The 17,676-nt window shown below is 55.1% G+C and carries 18 protein-coding genes; 11 read left to right on the top strand and 7 right to left on the bottom strand.

Features of this window, described 5'->3' with window-relative positions; all coding sequences use genetic code 11:
- The first annotated feature begins 9 nt into the window (after positions 1-9).
- Entirely contained in the window at positions 10-924 is a 915-nt protein-coding gene (lpxL, locus tag ACW44H_RS14660; protein ID WP_457505260.1) for an LpxL/LpxP family Kdo(2)-lipid IV(A) lauroyl/palmitoleoyl acyltransferase, read from the top strand.
- A gap of 195 nt (positions 925-1,119) precedes the next feature.
- Here lpxL and speD read toward each other — a convergent pair whose 3' ends face one another.
- From speD to ACW44H_RS14640, 4 genes are all read right to left on the bottom strand, one after another.
- The gene (gene speD / locus ACW44H_RS14655) at positions 1,120-1,914 is read right to left on the bottom strand and encodes an adenosylmethionine decarboxylase (RefSeq protein ID WP_290697238.1); all 795 of its coding nucleotides are present in this window, start codon (positions 1,912-1,914) and stop codon (positions 1,120-1,122) included.
- Positions 1,915-2,176: 262 nt separating this feature from the next.
- Positions 2,177-2,596, bottom strand: a complete 420-nt coding sequence (locus tag ACW44H_RS14650; RefSeq protein ID WP_447043508.1) for an OsmC family protein — start codon at positions 2,594-2,596, stop codon at positions 2,177-2,179.
- Between the two features lie 139 nt (positions 2,597-2,735).
- The gene (gene murU, locus ACW44H_RS14645; protein ID WP_457505258.1) at positions 2,736-3,401 is read right to left on the bottom strand and encodes an N-acetylmuramate alpha-1-phosphate uridylyltransferase MurU; all 666 of its coding nucleotides are present in this window, start codon (positions 3,399-3,401) and stop codon (positions 2,736-2,738) included.
- Positions 3,398-4,408, bottom strand: a complete 1,011-nt coding sequence (locus ACW44H_RS14640; RefSeq protein ID WP_457505257.1) for an aminoglycoside phosphotransferase family protein — start codon at positions 4,406-4,408, stop codon at positions 3,398-3,400. Before ACW44H_RS14640 ends, murU begins: the two co-directional genes overlap by 4 nt.
- Positions 4,409-4,478: 70 nt before the next feature.
- On the opposite strand from ACW44H_RS14640, the gene ACW44H_RS14635 reads away from it, so the two are divergent.
- The 7 genes from ACW44H_RS14635 (at position 4,479) to ACW44H_RS14605 (ending at position 12,416) form a co-directional block, all read left to right on the top strand.
- Entirely contained in the window at positions 4,479-6,929 is a 2,451-nt protein-coding gene (locus ACW44H_RS14635) for an LPS-assembly protein LptD (RefSeq protein WP_457505255.1), read from the top strand.
- Positions 6,930-6,968: 39 nt separating this feature from the next.
- Complete coding sequence (locus ACW44H_RS14630; protein ID WP_113269176.1) at positions 6,969-7,994, top strand: peptidylprolyl isomerase; 1,026 nt, start codon at positions 6,969-6,971, stop codon at positions 7,992-7,994.
- Positions 7,994-9,058 carry a 4-hydroxythreonine-4-phosphate dehydrogenase PdxA gene (pdxA, locus tag ACW44H_RS14625; RefSeq protein WP_457505253.1) on the top strand — a complete coding sequence of 355 codons (1,065 nt, stop codon included), beginning with the start codon at positions 7,994-7,996 and terminating at the stop codon, positions 9,056-9,058. Before ACW44H_RS14630 ends, pdxA begins: the two co-directional genes overlap by 1 nt.
- A 53-nt stretch (positions 9,059-9,111) precedes the next feature.
- Positions 9,112-9,939 carry a 16S rRNA (adenine(1518)-N(6)/adenine(1519)-N(6))-dimethyltransferase RsmA gene (gene rsmA / locus ACW44H_RS14620; RefSeq protein WP_113269178.1) on the top strand — a complete coding sequence of 276 codons (828 nt, stop codon included), beginning with the start codon at positions 9,112-9,114 and terminating at the stop codon, positions 9,937-9,939.
- A complete protein-coding gene (gene apaG / locus ACW44H_RS14615) occupies positions 9,936-10,313 on the top strand; it encodes a Co2+/Mg2+ efflux protein ApaG (RefSeq protein ID WP_457509051.1) in 378 nt (125 codons plus the stop codon). The genes rsmA and apaG overlap by 4 nt, the downstream gene beginning before the upstream one ends.
- Positions 10,314-10,440: 127 nt before the next feature.
- Complete coding sequence (locus ACW44H_RS14610; protein ID WP_457505251.1) at positions 10,441-11,256, top strand: symmetrical bis(5'-nucleosyl)-tetraphosphatase; 816 nt, start codon at positions 10,441-10,443, stop codon at positions 11,254-11,256.
- An 8-nt stretch (positions 11,257-11,264) separates the two neighbouring features.
- Complete coding sequence (locus tag ACW44H_RS14605; protein WP_457505250.1) at positions 11,265-12,416, top strand: polynucleotide adenylyltransferase; 1,152 nt, start codon at positions 11,265-11,267, stop codon at positions 12,414-12,416.
- A 4-nt stretch (positions 12,417-12,420) separates the two neighbouring features.
- Here ACW44H_RS14605 and folK read toward each other — a convergent pair whose 3' ends face one another.
- Positions 12,421-12,969 carry a 2-amino-4-hydroxy-6-hydroxymethyldihydropteridine diphosphokinase gene (folK, locus tag ACW44H_RS14600; RefSeq protein WP_457505248.1) on the bottom strand — a complete coding sequence of 183 codons (549 nt, stop codon included), beginning with the start codon at positions 12,967-12,969 and terminating at the stop codon, positions 12,421-12,423.
- Entirely contained in the window at positions 12,966-13,346 is a 381-nt protein-coding gene (gene folB / locus ACW44H_RS14595; RefSeq protein ID WP_457505246.1) for a dihydroneopterin aldolase, read from the bottom strand. The genes folK and folB overlap by 4 nt, the downstream gene beginning before the upstream one ends.
- Before the next feature lie 103 nt (positions 13,347-13,449).
- Between folB and plsY the strand changes: the two genes are divergently transcribed.
- Positions 13,450-14,022, top strand: a complete 573-nt coding sequence (gene plsY / locus ACW44H_RS14590; protein WP_457505245.1) for a glycerol-3-phosphate 1-O-acyltransferase PlsY — start codon at positions 13,450-13,452, stop codon at positions 14,020-14,022.
- A 24-nt stretch (positions 14,023-14,046) separates the two neighbouring features.
- On the opposite strand, the gene tsaD is transcribed toward plsY, so the two are convergent.
- Positions 14,047-15,102 carry a tRNA (adenosine(37)-N6)-threonylcarbamoyltransferase complex transferase subunit TsaD gene (tsaD, locus tag ACW44H_RS14585; protein ID WP_457505243.1) on the bottom strand — a complete coding sequence of 352 codons (1,056 nt, stop codon included), beginning with the start codon at positions 15,100-15,102 and terminating at the stop codon, positions 14,047-14,049.
- A 212-nt stretch (positions 15,103-15,314) separates the two neighbouring features.
- On the opposite strand from tsaD, the gene rpsU reads away from it, so the two are divergent.
- Both rpsU and dnaG read left to right on the top strand, forming a co-directional pair.
- On the top strand, positions 15,315-15,530 hold the full coding sequence (gene rpsU / locus ACW44H_RS14580; RefSeq protein ID WP_008956349.1) for a 30S ribosomal protein S21: 216 nt from the start codon (positions 15,315-15,317) through the stop codon (positions 15,528-15,530).
- Positions 15,531-15,752: 222 nt separating this feature from the next.
- Positions 15,753-17,618 carry a DNA primase gene (gene dnaG, locus ACW44H_RS14575; protein ID WP_457505241.1) on the top strand — a complete coding sequence of 622 codons (1,866 nt, stop codon included), beginning with the start codon at positions 15,753-15,755 and terminating at the stop codon, positions 17,616-17,618.
- Positions 17,619-17,676: the final 58 nt, after the last annotated feature.

Here is a 17,676-nt window from a genome sequence, read left to right as displayed (position 1 = left end):
GTTGGTTCTATGTCGAAATCACGTTATCCCCGCTCATTCGCCCACCCGCGTTACTGGCCTACCTGGTTCGGAATCGGCGCTATGTATGTCGCCGCCTGGTTGCCTTGGCGATTAAAAATGGCCATTGGTAAAGGGCTTGGGTTACTCGCCTGGCGCTTTGCCAAGCGGCGGCGGCATATTACCGACACCAACATAGCGCTGTGCTTCCCCGAAAAAAACGCCGAGCAACAGCGGCAGCTAGTTAAAGACTCATTCATCGCTAATGGCATTGGTCTTGTTGAAACCGCGACGGGCTGGTGCCGCGACGGCGAAAGCCTGCGCCATCGAGTCGCTTATATCGGTGAAGAGCACATGGCCCGCGCGCAAGCACGAGGCAAAGGCGTTATCATCGTCGGCGTTCACTTCTCTTCTCTCGATTTGGGCGGTGCCCTGCACGCGCTATTTTTCTCTGCCGATGCGGTCTATCGCCCGCACAATAATCCTTTGTTTGAGCGCTTTATGACTCGCGCTCGCGGACGCAACTTTGGTGTTGCGATTGACCGCTATGATCTGCGCGGGGCGGTCCGTCAGCTCAAGGCGGGCCGTATGGTGTGGTACTCACCCGATCAGGATTTTGGCCGTGATGTGAGTGTGTTTGCGCCCTTGTTTGGCCAGCAGGCCGCGACGATTCGCTTAACAGCCAAGCTTGCGCGGATGACCGGCGCGCCGGTGGTGCCGATGATGTTTCACCGCAACCCCGATAACGCGACATATACAATTGAAAGCTTACCTGCGTTGGAGAATTTTCCGAGCGATGATGAGGTCGCCGACGCGACAAAGGTCAACCAGTTTATTGAACAAGCCATTCGCAAGCACCCAGAGCAGTATCTTTGGCTGCACCGACGCTTCAAGACCCGCCCTGAAGGCGAGCCAGGCGTTTATTAAACCGCAATAGCCCAGCCTGTCATCGTGAGTGTAGTGCGGCGATCTTGGCTTAAGTGGCCACCGTAGGTAGAGATTGCTTCGTCGCAGGCTCCTCGCAATGACATGTTAGGCAGGTACTTTGCGTTGACGCTATATCCAGTTGATACATAAAAAAAGCCAGCAGTTAGCTGGCTTTTTGGCATGCAGAGACTGGGTTTAATCCAAATTGCGGGAGTAAAAAATCTCAAGCATCTCTTTACGCAAACGGCTCTCAATGTCTCGCGCTTCTTCAAAGGTAATATCTCGGCGCGACGTGCCGAACAGGTAATTATCCAGTTCGAAATCTTTGAGCAGCATCTTGGTATGGAACATGTTTTCCTGATACACATTGACGTCCATCATCTGATACGCATGCTTGGTATCTTCAGCAAGGTAATCTTGTATGGAGGTAATGCCATGATCAATAAACAGTTTTTTGCCATCCACATCGCGGGTAAAACCGCGCACCCGATAATCCATGGTGACGATGTCGGAGTCAAAGCTGTGAATTAGATAGTTCAGCGCCTTTAGCGGGCTGATATGACCACAGGTGGAGACATCAATGTCCAACCGGAATGTGCTGATGCCGTTATCAGGGTGCGATTCAGGGTAGCTGTGCACCGTCACGTGGCTTTTATCCAAGTGACCGACCACTGTTTCCGGCAGCGGGCCCGGGCCCGGTTTGATTTGCTCAGGCGCTGTGTCATCCAGCTCATGCTCGGCAATCAGGATCGTTACGCTGGCGCCATGAGGTTCGTAGTCCTGGCGGGCGATGTTGAGTACATGAGCACCAATAATATTGGTAACGTCTTTAAGAATCTGCGTCAAACGCTCGGCGTTGTAGAGCTCATCGATATAGTCGATGTAAGCCGCACGCTGCTCTTCGGTTTTGGCGTAACAGATGTCGTAAATGTTAAAGCTCAACGAGCTTGTCAGGTTATTAAACCCGTGGAGTCGGAGATTGTCTGTCATGTCCGAACCTCCTTATGGCAGATGAAGACACCCCGACGAGCCAGCGCCGGAACCGATAAGACGTTGTCACCATCGCTGCGGTGTAACCCTGCCAGGCAACCAAGCAGAGCCGTCACGGCGCAGTTGAAGGAGAAACGAGCGGGCGTATTATGCCCGTCCAGGCGGCGGGTTGCATCCGACTGAACTACTTTTTTTGCCGCCACGGTTAAATGAGCGACGAGGCGAGGCGAGGGCGCTAAGCACTGATCGCGCAAAAAGCGGCTCAAGCCTCCATAATCTCAAAGGAGTGCGTGATCTCTACGCCGCCATTGACGAGCATGATTGACGCACTGCAATATTTTTCAGCGGAGAGTTCCACCGCGCGTGCAACCTGCTTCTCTTTCAGTGCGCGTCCGGTTACCACGAAATGGACATGGATCTTGGTAAAGACAGCGGGCACTGCATCGGCGCGTTCGGCATCTAGCTCAGCTACACAGTCGGTGACATCAGCACGTGCTTTATCAAGAATATTTAAAATATCAAAAGCGGTGCAGCTGCCCATGCCCATCAATAACATTTCCATGGGCCGGGGGCCCGTGTTGCGGCCTCCATGGTCGGGTGGGCCGTCGATCACAACGCTATGCCCGCTGCCGGATTCCGCCACAAATTGACGGCCTTCTGTCCATTTTACCCGTGCTTTCACGCTGCTCTCCTCATCTAGGCGACGAAAGGTAAGTTGCGCAGCATAACATTTCTTGGCCTGCGCGCCTCTCTTCCCCGTTGCTCATATCCTCTTGCATGCTCATCACGGGCGGACCCGTCGCTTTGCCCGAGTGCCTGGATCAGCCTCCATGGCGTAAATGACTCTCCAACTCAGCAAGCCGCTCAGGCGTTCCTACATCGACCCAGTGTCCTGAGTACTGTTCACCACTCACCTGTTGGTTCTCAATGGCGGACCTGAGCAGTGGCGCCAGGGGAAAGGCTCCTGGTGGCTGCCCGGCGAGTAGTGCAGGATGGATCACGCTGATACCCGCGTAGGTCAAGCGCTCAGTGCTGGTTTGATTAACGCGCCCTGTCATTAATCCGAAATCCCCGTCGGGATGGTGGAGTGGGTTTTTCACCAGCACCAAGTGGGCTAAATCGTCGCCTTTTAGCGCTTGTGGATCGGGGAGTGCCTCGCACCAGATATCGCCGTTGATAAGTAGAAACGGCTCTTCACCCAGCAGTGGCAGCGCTTGCTGAATACCACCGCCCGTTTCCAGTGGCGTTGTTTCCCGGCTCCAATGGATGTGTAAACCAAAGGCGCCACCATCGCCGAGTGCATCGGTGATCTGCTCGGCACGGTAGCTGACATTGATGACGACTTCATCAATGCCCGCTTCGCGAAGCCGTTCAAGGTGGTGCACGATGAGCGGCTTGCCCGCCACGGGCAGCAGCGGCTTGGGGCAGTAGTCGGTGAGGGGGCGCATCCGCTTGCCAAGCCCTGCGGCTAGAATCATCGCTTTCATGACGGCATTTCCGCTAATCGCTTCATGAGGGCAGGACGTAAGGTGAGTTTGATCCACTTCGCGAACTCCGCCTGTTCGGTCAAGAAGGCAAGGCTATCTTCCAAATGATCCAGAAAGTGCGGCAAGCGCTCCAAGTAGCCACTCTTTTGATCACGCAAGGTTAAACGACAGAAAATTCCCAGCACTTTCAGCGAGCGCTGGGCAGCCATGGCGTGGCACTGAATCAGAAACGTTGCTAAATCCACACGACTGGGAAGGCGGCCATCGCGGCGTGCCTGCTGATAAAAGATGCCTACGAAGTCAGCAAACTGCTCATTGGTAAAACGGCAGTAGCGACCCTTCAGCAGCGAAATAACATCGTAGCTAAGTGGACCCGCTACCGCATCCTGGAAGTCGATCATAAATAGGCGCTGGTCGTGTACCATCAGGTTCATGGCATCGAAATCACGGTGCACGCTGACGACCGGCTGCGCTAATGCTTGTTGAATAAGCTGCTCGCGCGTAGCCTGCCAGCTTTCGGGTACTGTTAACTGTAGCCAGGCGCCGAGACACCACTCTGGAAACAGATCGAGCTCGCGACTCAACAGCGCCGAATCATAATCGGGTAGTGATTCAGGGCTTGCTCGGTTTTGCAGCTCGGCGATCAGCCCGAGAGCATGCGTATGGTAAGCCTGCGTGGTAGCGTCATCGGTAAATACATTTTGTAGTGGTGTGTTGCCTAAATCATCCAGCAGCAGAAAGCCTTCCGCTAAGTTGGCGGCGTGGACCTTGGGAACCGGCAGACCAGCGCTGTGCCAGCGGGTGGCGATGGTTACAAAAGGCTGGGAATCCTCTTTCTCAGGAGGGGCATCCATCACCACCTGGGTGGCACCATTGGGTAATGTTAAGCGGAAATAACGACGAAAACTCGCATCGCCTACGGCAGATGAAAGCGTAATATCGGCCTCAGAAAGGCCATTTTGTTGGGCAGCCCACGTGGTGAGGGCGTTAATCCGATAAGAGGACATGCAAGCTCCTTGCTGGTCGGGCATCATGCGGGCTGTATAATACCGATTCTGGATGCCAAGGATAACGAACATGGGCAAGCGATTTTCACGCACGTTGCCAGTTGCGCATACGCTGATGGGCAGTTTGCTTGCTAGCGCCTCGTTTACGGCGGTGGCTCAAGGCCAAACCATGTCCGCGCAAGCGTTGGATTGGAAAGCCTGGAGTAAGGAAGAAGCGGCTAGCCAATTGTGCCGGGGGCGCTATGTCATGCCCAACTACCGTTTGCCAGCGGAAGAAAACCCGGAAACACTCTCACTTGAGGCCAGTGACGTTGACTATGCCGCTGACGGTGAGGCGTTGCTACGTGGTGATGTGGTGTTGCGACGCGGCAATGAAGAGCTGGAAGCCGAGCGTGTTTTTTTACCCGCCGACCGTGAGCAGGTTGATGCTGAAGGTAATATTGCGCTACGCGACGGGCGTGCTCTGGTGCGTGGCGAACAGGCGATGCTCCGGCTAAACGAAGACCGCGCGACGCTAGGCAACAGCCACTATGTGCTTTATGAACAGCATTTACGTGGTCAAGCACGACAGTTAGAGCAAACCGGCGAAAATGAGTACCGGCTACAAGATGCAAGCTTCACTACCTGTGACCCCGGTGCCAATAGCTGGCAACTGGTCAGCAGCGATATTCGGTTAAACCAGGCCGAAGGATTTGGCACAGCGCGTCATGCGCGTTTGCAGGTCAAAGATGTCCCGGTATTTTATTGGCCATGGCTACGTTTTCCTATTGATGACCGCCGTCATACTGGGCTGTTGTCACCCACAATTGGCTTCTCAGCCGATAGTTTGGATTACACACAGCCTTTCTATTGGAATATCGCACCCAATCACGATGCTACCATCACGCCGCGTTGGATGAGCGACCACGGGTTGTTGATGAACGGTGAGTACCGCTACCTGTTTGAAGAGAGCTCGGGTATCGTTGAAGGTGGCTATTTAAATAGCGATAACGGTGGTTCCGGTGGCGCTGAGAATCGTTTTGAAGGTGATGATCGTTGGTATGTGGATGCTCGGCATGCAGGGCGCGTGAGCGAGCGCAGTAATTACCGACTGCGCTATGGGGCGGCCAGTGATGGGCGCTATTTTGATGATTTTGGTGGTGAGTTTGGCGAAAGTGATCGCGTCAGTATGGAGCGTTTGGCTCAGGTCGACTACCGCGGCCAGCGCTGGCAGTTAGACGCACGCGCCCAGGGTTTCCAGCGCTTGGAATACCCGCTTAACGATAGTGATAAACCCTTTTATCAATTGCCTAGTCTAAGCGCCAACGCTAGCTGGCAGTTCGACAATGGGCTTTACACTCAATGGCGTTCTAATGCGACCTATTTCTGGCGCGATGTAGATGAGCGCCGCGTGCCGGAGCGTGAAGCGGCCACTGGTAGCCGTTTGCATCTAACACCTGTGGTTGGCTGGCGTTTTGAGCGGCCCTGGGGCTACCTGGAGCCGCGTACCGAGTTTTGGAACACCGCTTACGAATTGGATTATGGTGAGCGCGACACGGAGCGTGGCGACTCGCCGAGCCGCAGTGTTGCACTTACCTCAATCGACAGCGGACTGGTCTTTGAGCGTGAGCTCGCCCTTGGTGGGCGAGAATATCGTCAAACGTTAGAACCGCGGCTTAATTATGCCTACGTGCCACGTACCGATCAGAGCGATTTACCCGATTTTGATAGCCGCGAACGTGCTTTCTCTTGGAATCAGCTCTGGTCCGCTCAGCGCTTTTCTGGCACCGACCGCGTGGGTGACCTTAATCGCCTCTCTTACGGTGTTCAATCGCGGCTAGTGGAGGATTCGTCTGGTCGTGACCGGCTCTCGTTTGGGATCGGGCAGAGCGTTTATTTTGATGAACGTCGAATCGGTAGCGAGGGCGATGCGGATACGTTGCCGGACCGGCCAGAAGAGAATCCCAACGTTAACCCTGAAAGCTACTATCAGGCGACTCGGGATCGTTCGCCGTTGGTGACCCGCCTTGATTGGCAGATCAACGATCGTTGGAGCAGCGGAGCAGAATGGCTCTACGATGATCACCGTGATCGCACCGAGCACTCAAGTGTTGATGTACGTTATCGTCATCCCGAAGGGCACGTAGTGAACCTTGGGTACCGTTGGGAGATCGAAGGGTTCGATCCCGGCGTTTTACCGGGCGACGATGGTTATCGCGACTATAACCGCGAAGAGTGGGATCTGTCTTTTGCCTGGAAAGCCAGTACTAACATTGATTTGATTGGCCGCTACCTGCACGATCAAACCAACGACCGCTCGCTTGAGCAAATGGCAGGCGTGCAGTGGAACGACTGCTGTTATGGCCTGCAGCTCGTCTGGCGTGAATGGGTCGATGATAATGACAACGCGCGTATCGAAGACGACTTTAACGATCGCGGACTATTTTTGCGCTTCGTATTTCGTGGTTTAGGCGGCGTAGGTCAGGAGGCAGACAGCTATTTTGAGCAGACCATTCCTGGCTATCGACCAACTGCCCTGTAAATGACTTCCATAGAATGGCTAATGAAAGAGACGTTTGTTATGAAAATGAAAAAGCCCTTGCTAGGCCGAATGACACAGCTCTCTGCTGGGAGCCTACTGGCCTTGTGTATAGGCGCTGGCCTTGCATTGGCCCCGCTTACAGTGCAGGCCCAGAACTTTCAATCCTCTCAGCGCCAAGCGCTAGACAGTGTCGTGGCCGTGGTCAATAACGGTGTCATTATGCGCAGCGAACTTAATGATCGTATGGCGCAAATTGAGCAACAGGTCCAGTCACAGGGCGGTAATCTTCCGTCACGATCGCAGCTTGAGCGTCAGGTGCTTGAGCGCATGGTGATGGAGGAAATCCAAATACAAATGGCGAAAGATGCCAGCCTGACGATTGATGACACCGAGCTGAACAGACAGGTGCGCTCTATTGCTGAATCAAATGGTATGACGCTGGATGAGTTTGCTGATGCCGTGGAAGCCGACGGCATGACTCTGGCCAGTGTGCGCGAAGATGTTCGCCGAGAAATGCTGATGCGCCAGGTGCAGCAACGCCAAATCAGTAATCGTGTCTCGGTCAGTGACCGTGACGTCGAGCGCTTTTTAAACCAGCAGCAGGGACAATCTGGCGAGCAGAACTTTATTGAAGAGACACGTGCCCGGCATGTACTGATAGCGCTAACGCCTAATCGCGATGAAAACCAGGCGCGCGCCCGGGCTGAAGAAGTACGTGAGCGTTTATCACAAGGCGCTGACTTTGCTTCGGTGGCACGCGAGTATAGTGACGACAGCGGTAGCGCTCTCAACGGTGGGGAACTGGGCTGGGTACGCCCAGGGCAAACTGTGCCTGCCTTTGAGGAGGCGATGCGTGATTTAAGCGTCAACCAAATATCTCAGCCGGTACGTTCCCAGTTCGGCTACCACGTAATCGAAGTAGAAGAACGCCGTCGCCAGAACGTTACCCAAGAGAGTCAACGGGAGCAGGTGCGCCAAGCAATTTTCCAGCGGCGTGCCAACGAAGAGCTTGAAACCTGGCAGCAAGAGATCCGCTCAAAAGCGTTTGTTGATATTCGTCTCTAATGGAAGATAACGCCTCTCTGCTAGGCAATGCCCTACCGGTGGTCGTGACGACTGGCGAGCCGGCGGGTATCGGCCCTGAACTGACGCTAATGTTGGCGGCCCGGGGGCTGCTTCCCTCGAATACCGTGGCCATCGGCGACCCTGATATGCTGTGCCAGCGCGCAGCAGCGCTGGGGCTTAACGTCACCGTGGCCGAGTGTTCGGTAGGTGAGTGTCCAGTGGGCACTCAAGTATTGCCTGTTTGGCCTGTCGCGCTTAAAGCGCCCGCTAAGCCGGGTGTTCTTGATCCAGCCAATGCCGATTATGTGCTTTCCACACTGGCGCTGGCAGTCGATGCCTGCCAGCTTGGCCAGGCTGCTGCCATGGTGACGGCACCGCTGCATAAAGGGGTGATTATAGAAGGCGGCCATCCAGGTTTTACTGGCCATACGGAATGGTTACGTGATGCCTGTGGTGTTGATGATGTGGTGATGATGCTGGCCACTGACGCGGCGCTGCATGCGGCGTCGCCAAGCTGGCAGGGGGGTAGTGATCTTCGTGTGGCACTGGTGACCACGCATTTGCCGCTGCGCAACGTTGCCGATGCCATTACCTTTGATCGGGTGACTCGGATTAGTCGCCTGCTGACAGCCGACTTGCAGCGCCAGTTTGGCATTGCCAAGCCGCGTATTGCAGTGTGCGGCCTAAACCCCCACGCCGGTGAAGATGGCCATCTTGGGCGCGAAGAGCTGGATATCATTATCCCCGCACTTGATGCGCTACGCGCTGAGGGAATGGATATTCTTGGCCCCTTGCCTGCCGACACGTTGTTTACCCCCCGGCACTTGGCAGGTGTCGATGCTGTACTGGCGATGTACCATGACCAGGGCTTAGCGGTGTTAAAATACGCAGGCTTTGGTCAGGCCGCTAACATTACCCTCGGCTTGCCATTGGTGCGAACTTCGGTCGACCATGGCACCGCCCTGGATCTGGCTGGTAAAGGCTTGGCCGATCCTGGCAGCTTAAAGGTCGCGATCGCGCTGGCACGCCGCTTAGCCGCGCAGCGATTGTCTGTTTCTGAGTAGCGTACGCTGCAAAATACTCTCGATTGAATCCGCCTTCCAAGGAACATTGTTTGATGTCTACTGTGCCTCAGCACCGCGCTCGTAAACGCTTTGGTCAAAACTTTTTACGTGACCTTGGCATTATTTCGCGGATCGTTCGCGCCGTTGGCCCACGTTCGGCGGATCGTCTCGTCGAGATCGGTCCAGGGCAGGGGGCATTGACCGAGCCGCTGCTGGAAGCGGCAGGGCACCTGGAAGTCATAGAGCTCGACCGCGACCTTATTCCTGGCTTGCGAGTGCAGTTTTTTAATTACCCTGATTTTGTGATTCATGAAGGCGACGCGCTGAAATTTGATTTTGCCGCGCTGAAAGGCGATGGGCCTGCGCTGCGCGTGGTGGGTAACTTGCCCTATAACATTTCCACACCGCTGATCATTCATCTGCTGGCCGCGGGAAGTGCGATAGAAGATATGCACTTTATGTTGCAAAAAGAAGTCGTTGAACGCTTAGCCGCTGAGCCCGGCGGCCCCGATTGGGGACGCCTTTCGGTGATGGCGCAGTACTATTGCCATGTGGAGCAGCTGTTTATTGTGCCGCCGGAAGCCTTTGTTCCACGACCCAAGGTGGATTCGGCAATCGTGCGCTTAACGCCCCATGAAACACTACCGCATACCGCGGATGACCCGGTGTTGCTGTTTGAGCTTGTAAAACTTGCGTTTGGTCAGCGGCGCAAAACGCTGCGCAATAACTTTAAAGGACGCGTGAGTCCTGAACTTCTTGAAGAATTGGGTATTGATCCAATCCGCCGACCACAGACGTTGACAGTGGCCGAGTACGTGGCGATTGCCAATCGTGTCGCCGCTGAGGAGCAGACGAGTGGTGAATGGGACGGTCAAGCGTGAGTGATTTGGCTATCGAGGTAAATGTTGTACCTAGCTACCGTGCCGATGAGTCCAGTGATGTCGAGTCGCGCTATGTGTTTAGCTACACCATCACCGTTCACAACCAGAGCCCCCATAGCGTTCAACTCATGGCACGCTACTGGAAAATCACCCAGGGCAGCGGCGAATGCCAAGAAGTGCGTGGCAAAGGCGTTGTCGGCCAGCAGCCCCTAATTGGCCCCGGCCAGAGTTTTCGCTACACCAGCCGCGCCATTCTCCAAACGCCTGTGGGAGTGATGGAAGGCGCTTACACCTTATTGGATACTTCCACCCAGCGCGTGTTTGAAGTGGCGATATCGGCGTTTAGGTTAGCGGTGCCTCTCAAACTGCATTAGTCGTTTGGGTAGGAGTAAGCGATGCCTGCTGGCGCCATAGACAGGGCCAAGCCCTAGGCTTCCCTATGCGCCAATGGATAGGTGTGCTAATAAATGACTTCTCTGATGCTGCTATGAGGCCCTACGTATGAGCACCTATGCGATCGGCGATTTACACGGCTGTCACGCAGAATTCGTAACGCTCCTTGAGCAGCTCAATTTTAATCCTGCGCGGGATACGCTTTGGTTAGTGGGCGATTTAATTAATCGTGGCCCAGGCTCTTTAGCGTGCTTGAGGGAGGTACGTGCGCTGGGTAGCGCGGCACGAAGTGTTTTGGGCAACCATGACTTCCATTTACTGGTCGTGGCCCGTGGTGGCGGTAAGCTGAAAAAGAACGACACTTTGAACGATATACTTAGCGCCCCTGATCGCGACGCGTTGCTGGACTGGCTGCAAAGCTTGCCGCTTAGTATTTTTGAACACAACACGCTTATGACCCACGCGGGGCTGCTTCCTCAGTGGAGCGCCTCCCAGGCCGAAACGCTCGGGCGGGAAGTCCAGGCGGCGCTGACAAGTGAGACATCGGGGCAATTCTTAACCCAGCTATTTGGCAACCAGCCTGATACTTGGCGCGATGACCTGGACGGCATGGACAGGTTGCGTCTTATTGTTAATGTGCTAACGCGGATGCGTTTCATTGATTCCCAAGGTCGATTGGACTTTGCCTCGAAAGAAGGCCTTGATAGTGCCCCGGAAGGTTTTCTACCTTGGTTTCAATATCCACGCACTGATGATATTCAACTGTTGTTTGGCCACTGGGCTGCACTGGAAGGGAAAACTCCCCAGGCGCGGGTACCCGTTGAGGGGCTTGATACCGGCTGCGTTTGGGGCGGGCGTCTAACCGCGCTCAATTTGGACAGCGGCAAACGAGTTAGCGTGGCAAGCTGTCAGCGGAGAGCATAGAGGTTGTCATGGAAAGCAAGGTGACTGGAAAAGCAGTGTTAGGAGAAAGTGCTGATCCACGGTTAGCGGGTCTGGACGTCTATCGTGTCGGCGGCGCAGTGCGCGACGCGCTATTGGGGTGGCCGGTTGTCGATAATGACTGGGTCGTGGTCGGCGCTAGGCCAGATGCCATGCGCAAGCGTGGGTTCAAGCCGGTGGGTCGCGATTTTCCGGTTTTTCTGCACCCAGAGACGGCCGAAGAGTACGCACTGGCTCGTACCGAGCGCAAGTCCGGTCACGGTTATGGTGGGTTTGAAGTTCACGCAAGCCCCGATGTTACGCTGGAAGAGGATTTGCTACGGCGTGATCTGACAATCAATGCCATTGCTCAGAATACTGAGGGCGAATTAACCGATCCATTTAATGGTCAGGGCGATATTGAGCAGCGTGTACTACGGCATATTTCGTCGGCATTTAGCGAGGATCCGCTGCGTGTATTGCGCACGGCGCGCTTTCTGGCTCGCTATGCGTCACTCGGTTTCACAATTGCACCAGAAACCCTAGCATTGATGCGCCAAGTGAGTCATAGCGGTGAGCTAGAACATTTGGCCGCCGAGCGCGTGTGGGTTGAAACCGAAAAGGCGCTAGGTGAGCCAAGCCCTGAGGTTTATTTCACCACCCTTGAGCGATGCGAGGCGTTGTCTATTTGGTTTTTCGAGCTGGCAGGTTCGGCGCTACCAAAAGGCTTGGCGGCACTGGAAGTGGTGCCTGTTAGCAGTGCCATAGTGGTAGCCCATTGGCGCTATGCACAATTGGTATCGCCGCTAAGCTCTGATCAGCGAAATGCGTTAGCGACGCGGCTAAAGTTACCTAACGCAGTTGCCCAGCTTGCCCGACATACGGCCCTCACTCATGCATTGCTTGCCAGGGAAATGGATGGCTCGAATGTGCTGCATTGGCTGGAACGCTTAGATGGCTGGCGCAAGCCTGCCCAGATCGATGAGCAGTTGGCATTGGTGAATGTGCTGGCGCCTGAACAGGTGGAGCGGCTTGATAATGCCTGGCAAGCTGCCCGTGCGGTTAGTCCACAGGCGCTAATAGCAGAAGGGTATCAGGGGGCTGCGCTGGGGGAGGCCTTGCGTGAGCGCCGTGGACAGGCCGTGGCGACTGCGGTGAACTAGCAAGTTATCGGCGTGCCGCTGTCAGGCGAGGCTGCTCGTCTGCCTGGGAGATCCAGCGACCATGCCAGCTAAAATCGACTGCCCAGAGACGCTGGCTGCCTAGCTCGAAAGCTTCCCATAACGCAGCATAAGAAGCGTTGTAAAAGGGGTGGCGCTCCGCAGGAAGCAGTTCCGCAAGCGGTTGCAGAACAAACGCATTAAGGGTTATTTCGCTGCGTGGTAAGACTATATCGTCAACGGTGCCGCAGAGATTGCCTACGGTTAGCAGGTCGATATCCAGAGCGCGCGGGCTGAACTTGGCGATGTCCGGTAGACGTCCATACTCTATCTCCAACTGCTTACTCCACGCCTGAAGTTCGCCCGGTGCCCAGTCGCTATAAAATGCCACCACTAGGTTATAAAAATTGCGACTGTCGGCGAAACCGACCGGCTCGCTTTCAAATACGCGGGAGATTTGCAGTGGGCCAAAGGTGTCAGCAAGCGCATCAAGGCAGCAGCGAATATGCCGGGTGGGATGAATATTGCTGCCCAAACTGACCGTGACCAGGTTCATGCGTTAGGCCCCTGCGTTGCCTCCGGTAGGGTGCCGCGGGTGATTTCCAAACCGACGCTAGCGGCATTGGGAACCGCTCCTGGCTTGCGTACCGTTAAACGCAGCCAGGTGATCGGGAACTCTGCGCGCAAGCATTCGGTAAGGCGTTCGGCGAAGGTTTCCACCAGGGCAAATTGATGGACATCGGCAAACTGCTGGATGCGCTGGCAGATGGCGGCGTAATCCAGGGTGAGGCGTAAATCATCGGTGGCTGCCGCCGAGCGTATATCGGTCGCCAGCACCAAGTCTAAGCTTAGCGACTGCTGAATCGAGCGCTCCCAATCGTAGACACCAATGACGGTGTCGACAGTTAACGCTTCTATCAAAATGCGGTCCATCTACCTTTCCCCTGCTGCTACAAGCGGGCGATTGTACGTTAGGATGGGGCGAAACGACAGCGAGCCAGGCTATCAAGACGGTCTATAAAGCGAGCAGAGAGCCATGGTGTGGATAATAGTGGGTTATTTAAGCGGTAGTTGGTTGGCGGCGTTGAGTGTTTGCCGCTTATCTGGCGTGGGTGACCCTCGTCAACATGGCTCGTTTAATCCTGGATTTTCCAATGTGCTACGCCTTTATGGCCCGCGCTTAGCGGCTGTTACGCTCCTGCTAGATGCTGTAAAGGGCATGCCTGCCCTTCTGGGGGCCAAATGGATGGGCTATCCAGTCTGGCTACAGGGGCTGGTTGGGTTGGCAGTGCTGCTAGGTCACAGCTTTCCGTTGTGGCATCGCTTGCGCGGCGGCAAGGCGGTCGCCAGTGCCTTTGGAGTGTTGCTGGTATTAGTGCCTAGCGTTGCGTTGTTGAGTGCGGTCATTTGGTCGTTATTGGCATGGCGGTTGCGGATGGCGGCGATGGCATCGCTGATCAGTGCTTTGGCGGCGCCACTGCTATGCGCTTGGTTGGCGCCTGAGTATGTCATCGTCGTAGGCGGATTCAGCTTATTAGTACTGGCCCGTCATGGGCTTAATATTCGTCGGCTTAGGCGTGGGGATGAGCCCCCGATTCGAGGCTCTTAACTCGGCTGATTGATGTGAGCGCTGTTAACTATCAGCGGCGGCAGGTGGTGCCAATTGATCTAACGGCCAGCGGGGTGTCGCCTGCATCATGCCGGGGGCGTCCTGCTCACCTGCGGCTAATCTCTGAGCGCCTACATAAGCAATCATGGCGCCATTGTCGGTACAGAATCGTCCCCGTGGGTAGTAGGCTCGTGCCTGACGTTTTTCACAGGCGGCTTGTAGGCGTTCACGCAGACGGTAATTGGCACTGACACCGCCCGCCACCACTAAGCGCTTTAGGCCGGTTTGATCCAGCGCTCGACGACACTTGATCACCAGTGTATCGACAACGGCTTCTTCAAAAGCGCGCGCAATGTCGGCGCGCGCTTGGGCATCGAGTTCCCCGGCCGCTTCCAACTGGCGAATAGCCGTCATGGTGTGGGTTTTTAATCCCGAAAAACTAAAATCGAGTCCTGGCCGGTCGGTCATGGGGCGCGGGAAGCGAAAGCGCTCGGGATCACCCTGTTCCGCTAGTTTGGCGACCTGAGGTCCTCCTGGGTAGGCAAGCCCCAGCATCTTGGCCGCTTTATCAAACGCTTCACCGGCAGCATCGTCCACCGATTCACCGAGCAACTGATAGCGTCCCAGCCCTTGAACTTCGACGAGTTGCGTGTGTCCACCTGATACCAGCAGCGCGACAAACGGGAACTCAGGTGCGTCATCTTCAAGCATCGGCGCCAGTAGATGCCCTTCCATATGATGCACACCCAGCACGGGAATATTTAACGCCCGGGCCATGCCATGGGCCGTGCTGGCACCCACCATTAAGGCGCCGACTAGGCCAGGGCCTGCGGTATAGGTAATGCCGTCCAGATCGTGACGCGTTAACTTGGCATCACTGAGCACCTGTTCAATCAGCGGTAGCAGTTTGCGGGTGTGATCGCGAGAAGCGAGCTCGGGTACCACGCCGCCAAACTCGGCGTGCATGGCGATTTGGCTATACAGCGCATCAGCAAGAAGCCCTTGGCCGCCGGTTAGCGAGGTGTCATACAGCGCAACGCCCGTTTCGTCGCAGGATGTTTCAATGCCGAGAACACGCATAAAAAAGAGACTCTTTAAAGATAGAGAGGTAAAAAGCAAGATTGCTAGTTTAGCATTGTCGCTATGGGTGAGCTTAAGGATTTGCAAAGATGGCCAGCGGCGACTAGACTACTGTGCGCTGTAAAACTGGGTCGTACACCGCATTTTGAATTGAAATATTGCAGTGTACGTACTATCCGAACTCAAGACTCCTTAAGGTAGGTGAGTGCTTAATGCCTTCTGTAAAAGTACGTGATAACGAGCCGTTTGACGTCGCCCTGCGTCGCTTCAAGCGTTCTTGCGAAAAAGCCGGTGTTCTCTCTGAAGTACGCCGCCGCGAGCACTATGAGAAGCCGACTGCTGAGCGTAAACGCAAAGCGGCAGCTGCCGTAAAACGCCACGCCAAGAAAGTTCAGCGTGAGCAAAAGCGTTTCGAACGGCTCTATTGATCCGTACCCGAGGGGGCCGGAGCAGTTAGCTGGTCGTCTCAAGAGGGATGCCAAGCGGCCGCCACTAGGTGGCCGTTTGTTTTTAGGCTGTTTCTTGTTGTTTAAGGCTATCGCTGTTTACGTCTATCGCTGTTTAAGGTGATCTGGCAATGAGTCTGATGACCTTAAACAGCACCTCAAATGTCAGCGAATAAGCGCTTTGCGCGAGGATGCTTGTAGGTCATGGCGGGTCAAATTCCACAGCGTTTTATTGACGACCTGTTAGGCCGCGTTGATGTGGTCGAGGTGGTCGGTGAGCGCGTGCAGCTTAAAAAAGCCGGCCGTAACTACTCCGGGCTATGTCCCTTTCATCAAGAGAAAACCCCGTCGTTCACCGTCAGTGCTGATAAGCAGTTTTATCATTGCTTTGGCTGCGGAGCTAATGGAAATGCACTACGCTTCTTAATGGAGTATGACAAACTCCCTTTTCCTGAAGCGGTAGAACAGTTAGCTGGACGATTGGGAATTGAAGTGCCCCGCGAAGGTGCTGAGGACCCACGTGCTCAGCAGCGTGAGAAAAAGCGTAAAGAGGGCGTTAACCTGCTCGAGCTTGCGGCGAGTTTTTATCGCGAGCGATTAAAAATGCAGGAGGGCCAGCCCGCCCAGCGTTATTTATCGGCTCGCGGGCTCTCAGAAGACGTTATCAAGACTTACGGTATTGGCTATGCCCCGGCAGGTTGGGAGGCGCTAAAACAGCACCTCAGCGAGCGCGGTATTGGTGAGCCGGTTCAGGTAGAATACGGCCTGCTGATTCACCGCGAAGATACTGGGCGTACCTATGATCGCTTTCGGGATCGGGTGATGTTTCCGATTCGGGATTTGCGGGGACGCACGATTGCTTTCGGCGGTCGGGTTATGGGCGATGATCAGCCCAAATACCTTAACTCGCCAGAAACGCCCGTGTTCCATAAGGGCCGCGAGCTTTATGGCTTGTATGAGGCGCGCCAAATATCAAACAAGCTAGAGCAGCTTGTCATGGTCGAAGGCTATATGGATGTCGTGGCACTGGCGCAATACGGCATCTATAACGCCGTTGCAACGCTGGGAACCGCCACGACGGAAGACCATTTGACTCGCCTGTTTCGGTTGGTGAGTCGTGTGGTGTTTTGTTTCGACGGTGACCGTGCGGGAAGGCAGGCGGCTAGCCGAGCGCTGGAGACAGCATTGCCACAAATGATTGATGGTCGTGAAGCGCGCTTCTTATTCCTGCCCGAAGGTGATGACCCGGATACCCTGGTGCGACGCGAAGGTACCCAGGCGTTTCAAGATCGTGTGACTTGTGCCATGCCGTTGTCGGAGTTTTTGTTCGAACAAGCGGCCCTAGGGCGCGATTTAAATACGGTGGAAGGACGAGAACGATTTGCCAGTCAGGTGCTTGAGGCATTGAACAAAGTGCCCGAGGGCATGCTCAAATCACTACTGTTGGAGTCCTTGGCGCAGCGAAGTGGTTTGGCGCAAGAGCAGTTGAAGTTGTTGCTTGAAAAGCGTGCCCAAGCGGCTCAGCGTCATGCTTTGAAGAATCTTGCGCAAGGGCAGCCCGAACAGTTAGAGGCCGATTCGACGCCATCTCCTGTGCCTGTCGCTGCTCAAACTGGGTCGACTCAGTCGTCGCGCTCACGCAGTCAAGCACTCCATCCTGTTGGGCGTATTGTGCAACTACTGCTACATGAGCCCAACTTGGTGTCCGTACTACCTGATCATTTGGACTGGCTGCCAGACGATGATGATGCGGCCCTTTGCCAAGAGTTGATTGCACTGCTTAAAGCGGGGCGCTACCGCAGCCCGCAGGTAGTACTAGCTCATTTCCAAGGCAGTCAGCAGGGGGCGGCATTGGCGTCGTTTGCCAAGCGTGAATTGTTGATTCCAAAAGCAGATCGGGAGGCCGAGCTGAACGGTTTGGTTGAGCATCTACAGTACGTTCAACGCCAGCGCTCTCCGCAAGAGGAGTACGAGGCGTTGCTAGCGCAGGAGCGCGCTGGGCAAAAGTTGGATAAGGAGCAGCGCAAGCGCCTGGCAAGTTTGGTAATGGAGCTTGCAAAGCGCCAATAAGGCGGTGTTTAAGACGATGGGGGTTGAATTCCTAGCGTTTCAGCACCAGATATAGGGT

Source organism: Vreelandella sulfidaeris Esulfide1 (assembly GCF_054072535.1).
The sequence above is the reverse complement of the archived record's forward strand: the minus strand, read 5'-3'. Positions and strand labels throughout refer to the sequence as shown.

What these genes read in the sequence shown, in the direction of transcription:
- lpxL (WP_457505260.1), top strand. Translation starts at nt 10, where the DNA reads ATGTCGAAATCACGTTATCCCCGCTCATTCGCCCACCCGCGTTACTGG.
- speD (WP_290697238.1), bottom strand. Translation starts at nt 1,914, where the DNA reads ATGACAGACAATCTCCGACTCCACGGGTTTAATAACCTGACAAGCTCG.
- murU (WP_457505258.1), bottom strand. Translation starts at nt 3,401, where the DNA reads ATGAAAGCGATGATTCTAGCCGCAGGGCTTGGCAAGCGGATGCGCCCC.
- ACW44H_RS14640 (WP_457505257.1), bottom strand. Translation starts at nt 4,408, where the DNA reads ATGTCCTCTTATCGGATTAACGCCCTCACCACGTGGGCTGCCCAACAA.
- ACW44H_RS14635 (WP_457505255.1), top strand. Translation starts at nt 4,479, where the DNA reads ATGGGCAAGCGATTTTCACGCACGTTGCCAGTTGCGCATACGCTGATG.
- ACW44H_RS14630 (WP_113269176.1), top strand. Translation starts at nt 6,969, where the DNA reads ATGAAAATGAAAAAGCCCTTGCTAGGCCGAATGACACAGCTCTCTGCT.
- pdxA (WP_457505253.1), top strand. Translation starts at nt 7,994, where the DNA reads ATGGAAGATAACGCCTCTCTGCTAGGCAATGCCCTACCGGTGGTCGTG.
- rsmA (WP_113269178.1), top strand. Translation starts at nt 9,112, where the DNA reads ATGTCTACTGTGCCTCAGCACCGCGCTCGTAAACGCTTTGGTCAAAAC.
- ACW44H_RS14610 (WP_457505251.1), top strand. Translation starts at nt 10,441, where the DNA reads ATGAGCACCTATGCGATCGGCGATTTACACGGCTGTCACGCAGAATTC.
- ACW44H_RS14605 (WP_457505250.1), top strand. Translation starts at nt 11,265, where the DNA reads ATGGAAAGCAAGGTGACTGGAAAAGCAGTGTTAGGAGAAAGTGCTGAT.
- folK (WP_457505248.1), bottom strand. Translation starts at nt 12,969, where the DNA reads ATGAACCTGGTCACGGTCAGTTTGGGCAGCAATATTCATCCCACCCGG.
- folB (WP_457505246.1), bottom strand. Translation starts at nt 13,346, where the DNA reads ATGGACCGCATTTTGATAGAAGCGTTAACTGTCGACACCGTCATTGGT.
- plsY (WP_457505245.1), top strand. Translation starts at nt 13,450, where the DNA reads ATGGTGTGGATAATAGTGGGTTATTTAAGCGGTAGTTGGTTGGCGGCG.
- tsaD (WP_457505243.1), bottom strand. Translation starts at nt 15,102, where the DNA reads ATGCGTGTTCTCGGCATTGAAACATCCTGCGACGAAACGGGCGTTGCG.
- rpsU (WP_008956349.1), top strand. Translation starts at nt 15,315, where the DNA reads ATGCCTTCTGTAAAAGTACGTGATAACGAGCCGTTTGACGTCGCCCTG.
- dnaG (WP_457505241.1), top strand. Translation starts at nt 15,753, where the DNA reads ATGGCGGGTCAAATTCCACAGCGTTTTATTGACGACCTGTTAGGCCGC.